This is a genomic window from Nonomuraea sp. NPDC003560 (genome assembly GCF_042878785.1).
Lineage (GTDB): Bacteria > Actinomycetota > Actinomycetes > Streptosporangiales > Streptosporangiaceae > Nonomuraea.
The window spans coordinates 310,990-316,568 of the sequence record NZ_JBIAOF010000010.1; the positions used below are offsets into that span (position 1 = coordinate 310,990).

General features: G+C 75.9%; 3 protein-coding genes. All 3 read left to right on the forward strand.

All coding sequences use genetic code 11. The annotated features are described in order from the left end of the window. The first annotated feature begins 4 nt into the window (after positions 1-4). The 3 genes from ACFYUV_RS34960 (at position 5) to ACFYUV_RS34970 (ending at position 5,353) form a co-directional block, all read left to right on the forward strand. On the forward strand, positions 5-1,561 hold the full coding sequence (locus ACFYUV_RS34960) for an FAD-dependent monooxygenase (RefSeq protein ID WP_387676323.1): 1,557 nt from the start codon (positions 5-7) through the stop codon (positions 1,559-1,561). 95 nt (positions 1,562-1,656) lie between these two features. After that, positions 1,657-3,696 carry an acetate--CoA ligase family protein gene (locus tag ACFYUV_RS34965; protein ID WP_387676326.1) on the forward strand — a complete coding sequence of 680 codons (2,040 nt, stop codon included), beginning with the start codon at positions 1,657-1,659 and terminating at the stop codon, positions 3,694-3,696. Beyond that, positions 3,677-5,353 carry a (2,3-dihydroxybenzoyl)adenylate synthase gene (locus tag ACFYUV_RS34970; protein WP_387676329.1) on the forward strand — a complete coding sequence of 559 codons (1,677 nt, stop codon included), beginning with the start codon at positions 3,677-3,679 and terminating at the stop codon, positions 5,351-5,353. Before ACFYUV_RS34965 ends, ACFYUV_RS34970 begins: the two co-directional genes overlap by 20 nt. Positions 5,354-5,579 lie beyond the last annotated feature (226 nt).

Here is a 5,579-nt window from a genome sequence, read left to right on the forward strand (position 1 = left end):
GGCCATGCGCATCGCGGTGGCCGGCGGCGGGCCCGGCGGGCTGTTCTTCGCCGCGCTGATCCGGCAGGCGGACCCGTCGTCCGAGGTGACCGTCTTCGAGCGCAACCGCGCCGACGACACCTTCGGCTTCGGGGTGGTCTTCTCCGACCGCACCCTGGAGGCGATCCACGAGGCGGACCCCGTGCTGCGCGCGGCCCTGGCCGAGCACGGCAGGCACTGGGACGACATCGAGGTCCGGCTGAAGGGCGAGCGGATCAGGTGCGGCGGCAACGGCATGGCCGCGGTCGTCCGGCGCACGCTCCTCCTGCTCCTGCAGGAACGGGCCCGCGCGGTCGGGGCGGACCTGCGGTTCTCCACCGAGGTGGGGCTCGCCGACCTGGCCGGCTACGACCTGGTGGTGGCCGCCGACGGGGCCTCCTCGCGGATCCGCGAGGAACTCGGCCCCGGCCTCGGCTCCCAGGTGGAGACCGCCGCGGCCAAGTTCATCTGGTTCGGCACCGACCACCTCTTCGACGGGCTCACCTTCGTCCACGAACGCGGCCCCGACGGCGTCTTCGCGGTGCACGGGTATCCGATCTCCGGCGCCATGTCGACGTTCATCGTGGAGACCGACGAGGCGTCCTGGCGGCGGGCCGGTCTCGACGCCTTCGACGAGAGCCGGCCGCCCGGCGTGAGCGACCTGCGCTCCAAGGCGTACCTGGAGACGCTGTTCGCCGAGCACATCGAGGGCGGCCGGCTGCTCACCAACAACTCCCGGTGGGCCAGTTTCCGCACCCGCCGCACCCGCCACTGGCACACGACGGCCCCGCGGCCCGTCGTGCTGCTCGGCGACGCCGCGCACACCGCGCACTTCTCCGTCGGCTCGGGCACCAAGATGGCCATGGAGGACGCCGTCGCGCTCGCGCGCGCGCTGGCCGGGCACCCCGGCGACCTGGCCGCCGCGCTCGCGAGCTACGAGCGGGCCGCGCAGCCGCCGGTCCGGCACATCCAGGACTCGGCGCGGCCCAGCCTCGCCTGGTGGGAGAGCTTCGGCGGCTACCACGACGCCCTGGAGCCGTGGCAGTTCGCCTACCACTTCCTGTCCCGCAGCATCTCCGACGCGCGCCTGGCCAGACGCGCGCCGGGGTTCGTGGCGTCGGCCCATCGCCGGTGGCGGGACCTGCACGGCGCAGCGCCCCTGGAGACGGGCTTCGAGGCCGCCGGGTGGTCGGCGTCCGGCCGGTTGCTCGACGTCCTGCCCGGCGCGGACGGCGCGCCCGCCGCCGTCCGGGGGAGGAACGAGCTGCCGCTCTCCGCGACGCCGTTGCCCGGCGCGTGGGGCGCCCTGGTGGAGGCGCCGGACACCGAGGACGGGCTGCCCGACCTGTCCGGATTCGCGGCGGCCGGGGCGACCCTGGTCGCGGTGCACGGCGGCACGGCCCTGACCCGTACCCGGCTGTGCGAGGAGGCACGGATGCGCGCGGGACTGCCCGCACTGCTGATCGAACCGGAACCCGACCGCGACCGCGCCCTGACCACGGTGCTCTCCGGCCGCGCCGACCTGGTCGGAGTGCTGTCATGAACGGCCTCGGCTCCGATCGGAGTGCTCTCGTGGACGGCCTGGGATCCGGTCCGCGTGCTCGCGTGGACGGCCTCGGACCCGGTCCGGGTGCTCTCATGGGCGACCTGGGCCCGTTGTTCGGGCCGCGGGGTGTCGCGGTGGTCGGCGCGTCCCGGGACCCCGGCAAACTGGGCGCCGCCATGGCCCGTTCGCTGTCCGGTTTCGGCGGGTTCCTGGCACTGGTGAACGCACGCGACGACGCCATGCACCCGTCCGTCGGCGCCGCCGCCGCGGCGGGGCCCGTCGATCTCGCGCTGCTCTGCGTGCCCGCCGCGGCCTGCGCCGGCGTGCTCGCCGAGGCGGCGGAGGCGGGCGTGCGGGCCGCCGTCGTGTGCGGCGGCGGGTTCGCCGAGGCGGGCGGCGCCGGGATCGAGCACCAGCGACGGCTCGCCGCCATCGCCCGGGACTCGGGCCTGCGCCTCCTCGGCCCCAACACCAGCGGCTTCCTCGCCCCGCACGCGCGGCTGACCGCCAGCTTCGTCCCCGGCGCCCACCGGGTGCGGCCGGGCTCCGTCGCCGTCGTGGCCGCCAGCGGCGGCGTCAACCACGCCCTGGCGTTCGCGCTGACCGAGGCGGGGCACGGCGTCAGTCTCGCCGTCGGCCTCGGGAACGCGGCCGGCGTCACCGCCCCCGACGTCCTCGACCACCTCGCCGGCGACCCCCGCACCACCGCCGTCGCGCTGCACGTGGAGTCGGTGGCGGACGGGCCCCGGCTGGTCGAGAGCGTGCGCCGCCTCACCGCGACCCGGCCGGTCGTCGCCCTGGTCGTCGGCCGCCACGACGTCGGGGCCTTCGCCGCCTCGCACACGGGGGCGCTGGCGACCTCCTGGCGCACCACGCGCGCCGCGCTGGCCCAGGCGGGGGCGGTCCTGGTGGACGACGAACGCGAACTCGTCGACGCCGTCGGCGCGCTCGCGGTGACGCGGGCCCGCCCGTGCGCCGATCCGGGGGTGGGTGTCGTGACCGCCCAGGCGGGTCCGGGCCTGCTGCTCCTCGACGACCTGCGCGGACGCGGGATCCGGGTGCCCGAGCTCGCTCCCGGCACCCGGGAGACCCTGGCCGGGCTGCTGCCGCCGCTGACCTTCCAGCGCAATCCGGTGGACACCGGCCGTCCGGGGCCCGAGCTGGGCGCGGTGCTCGCCGCCACCGGGGCCGACCCCGGCGTCCACGTCATCGCGGGGTACGTCCTGCACGAACCGGACGCGGTCGACGTCGTCGCCGCCGTCACCGAGGGCCTGGCCGGGGGCGTTCCCGTCGTCCTCGGGCTGGCGGGCACGGGCGACGCCGTCGTCCGCGACCGCATGGCCCTGCGCGAGTCGGGCGTCCCGGTGGCCGCCGACGCCCGCGGCGTCGCCGCCGCCACCGCCGCGCTGCTGGCCGACGCCCGCGCGCGGACGGCCCGCCCGGCCGCCTCCGCCCCCTGGCAGGCGCCGGCCGTCCCGGCCGCCCGGTACGACGAGCACACCGGCAAGGCCCTGCTCGGACGGCTGGGCGTGGCCACCATGCCCCGCCACGCCTGCGCGGACCGGGCCGCCGCCCACGCCGCCTTCGACTCCCTCGGGACGGCGGTCGCCGTCAAGCTGCTGGACGCCGACGTCCTGCACAAGACGGAGATCGGCGGCGTGCACCTGGGCGTGTCCACCTCCGCCGGCCTGGACGCCGCGCTCGACGCCCTGGACGCGGCGGGCGCGCGCCGCTACCTGGTGGAGGCCATGGCGCCGGCCGGGATCGATCTGGTCGTCGGCGCGCGGCGCGACCCCGTCTTCGGGCCCGTGGTGCTCGTCGGGCTGGGCGGCACGGTGGCCGAGGCCCTGGCCGACGTCGCCGTCCGGCTCGCCCCGCTGTCTCCCGGCGAAGCCGCCGGCATGGCGGCCGAACTGGCCGGGCGGGCCCTGCTCGCCGGGTGGCGCGGCGGCCCCGTCCTCGACCCCGACGACCTCGGCACGATCGTCTCCAGGCTCGGCGACCTGCTCGTCGCCAACCCGCTCCTGGACGAGATCGAGGTCAATCCGCTCCGGCTCACGCGGCGAGGTCTGATCGCGCTTGACGCCGTCATCCTCACCAGGAAGGCCGACGATGCCCACCCCGATCACTGAGCACACCGTGCCCTGGCCCGACGCCGACGTCACCCGTTTCACCGAGCAGGGCTACTGGGCCGGGGTCGCGATCGGCACCCTGCTGCGGGAGGCCGCCGACCGCCATCCGGACGCCATCGCGCTGGTCGACGGGCCGGGGCTGCGCCTCACGTACGGCGAGCTGGCCGATCGCGCCGACGCCGCCGCCGTGCGCCTGCGCGAGCTCGGCATCGCGCCGGGCGAGCGGATCGTCATGCAGCTGGGCAACTCGTGGGAGTTCGTCGTCCTGCTGCTGGCGTGCCTGCGCGCGGGCATCGTGCCGGTGATGGCGCTGCCCGCCCATCGCCGGGCCGAGCTGACGTATCTGGCCGTGCACGCCGAGGCGGTGGCGATCGCCGTCCCCGACCGGAGCAGGGACTTCGACCACCAGCGGCTCGCCCACGACCTCGCGGCCGACGTGCGCGCCGCCACCGGGGCCGGATGGCGGGTGCTGGTCGCCGGGGACGACGTCGCGCCGGGAAGCGTCGACCTGCGGGCCCTGTGCGGCCCGCCCACCGGCCGGACCGGCTTCGACCTGCCCGCCCCCTCCTCCCGGGACGTGGCCGTCTTCCTGCTGTCCGGGGGCACGACCGGCCTGCCCAAGCTCATCGCCCGCACCCACGACGACTACGCCTACAACGCCCGGGCCAGCGCCGAGGTCGCCGGGGTCACGAAGGACTCGGTCTACCTGGTCAGCCTGCCCGCCGGGCACAACTTCCCGCTCGCCTGCCCAGGGATCCTGGGCGTCCTGCTCGCCGGGGGCCGGGTGGTCATGCTGCCCTCGCCCGAGCCGGTACGGGCCTTCGCCACGATCGAGGCGGAAGGCGTCACGCACACCGCGGTGGTGCCCGCGGTCGCCGGCCGCTGGCTGGAGCGGGCCGCCCAGCACGGCGCCGGGCAGCTCGCCACCCTGCGGGTCGTCCAGGTCGGCGGCGCCCGCCTCGCGGACGAGCTGGCGTGCCAGGTCGAGCCGGTGCTCGGGGCGAGGTTGCAGCAGGTGTTCGGCATGGCGGAGGGGCTGCTGAACTTCACCCGCCTCGACGACCCCGTGGAGACGGTGTGCGGCACGCAGGGCCGTCCCCTCTGCCCCGCCGACGAGATCAGGATCGTGGACGAGCAGGACCGGGACGTGCCGGACGGCCGGCCGGGGCTGCTGCTCACCCGCGGGCCGTACACCCCTCGCGGGTACTACCGGGCGGCGGAGCACAACGCCCGCTCCTTCACGGGCGAGGGCTGGTTCCGCACGGGTGACATCTGCCTGCGCACCCCCGAGGGCAACCTCGTGGTGGCCGGCCGCGACAAGGACATGATCAACCGGGGCGGGGAGAAGATCTCGGCCGAGGAGATCGAGAACCTCGTGTACCGGCTGCCCGCCGTGAGCCAGGTCGCCGCCGTGGCCATGCCGGACCCCGTGCTCGGGGAGCGCGTGTGCGTGTACGTCGTGCCGCGGGCCGGGGCGACGGTCACGCTGGAGGAGATCCGGGCGCGGATGGAGAGCGCGGAGGTCGCCCGCTTCAAGCTGCCCGAACGGCTCGTCGTCGTCGAGGAGCTCGCCTGGACCAAGGTCGGGAAGATCGACAAGAAGGCCCTCAGGACCGACATCGCCGACCGCCTCAAGGCCGAGCTTGCCGGGGGGTGACGAAGCCGGCCGCCGCTCCGGCGCGTACGGTCGGCGAGCGTCCCTGCTCGGTGCGTGCTCGTCGGCCGCGTAGCGCCATGTCAGGCCCGGCGCGGCGGCTCCACGGACTTTTTGCGTGACCGAAATCCCGATAAATACGGGCTTGTGGTGGATTACGGCGCTCGGGAAGGATGCTGGGAGGTGGACGGTGATCCCGTCCGATCGCAGGCGAGACGAAGGACGCCGG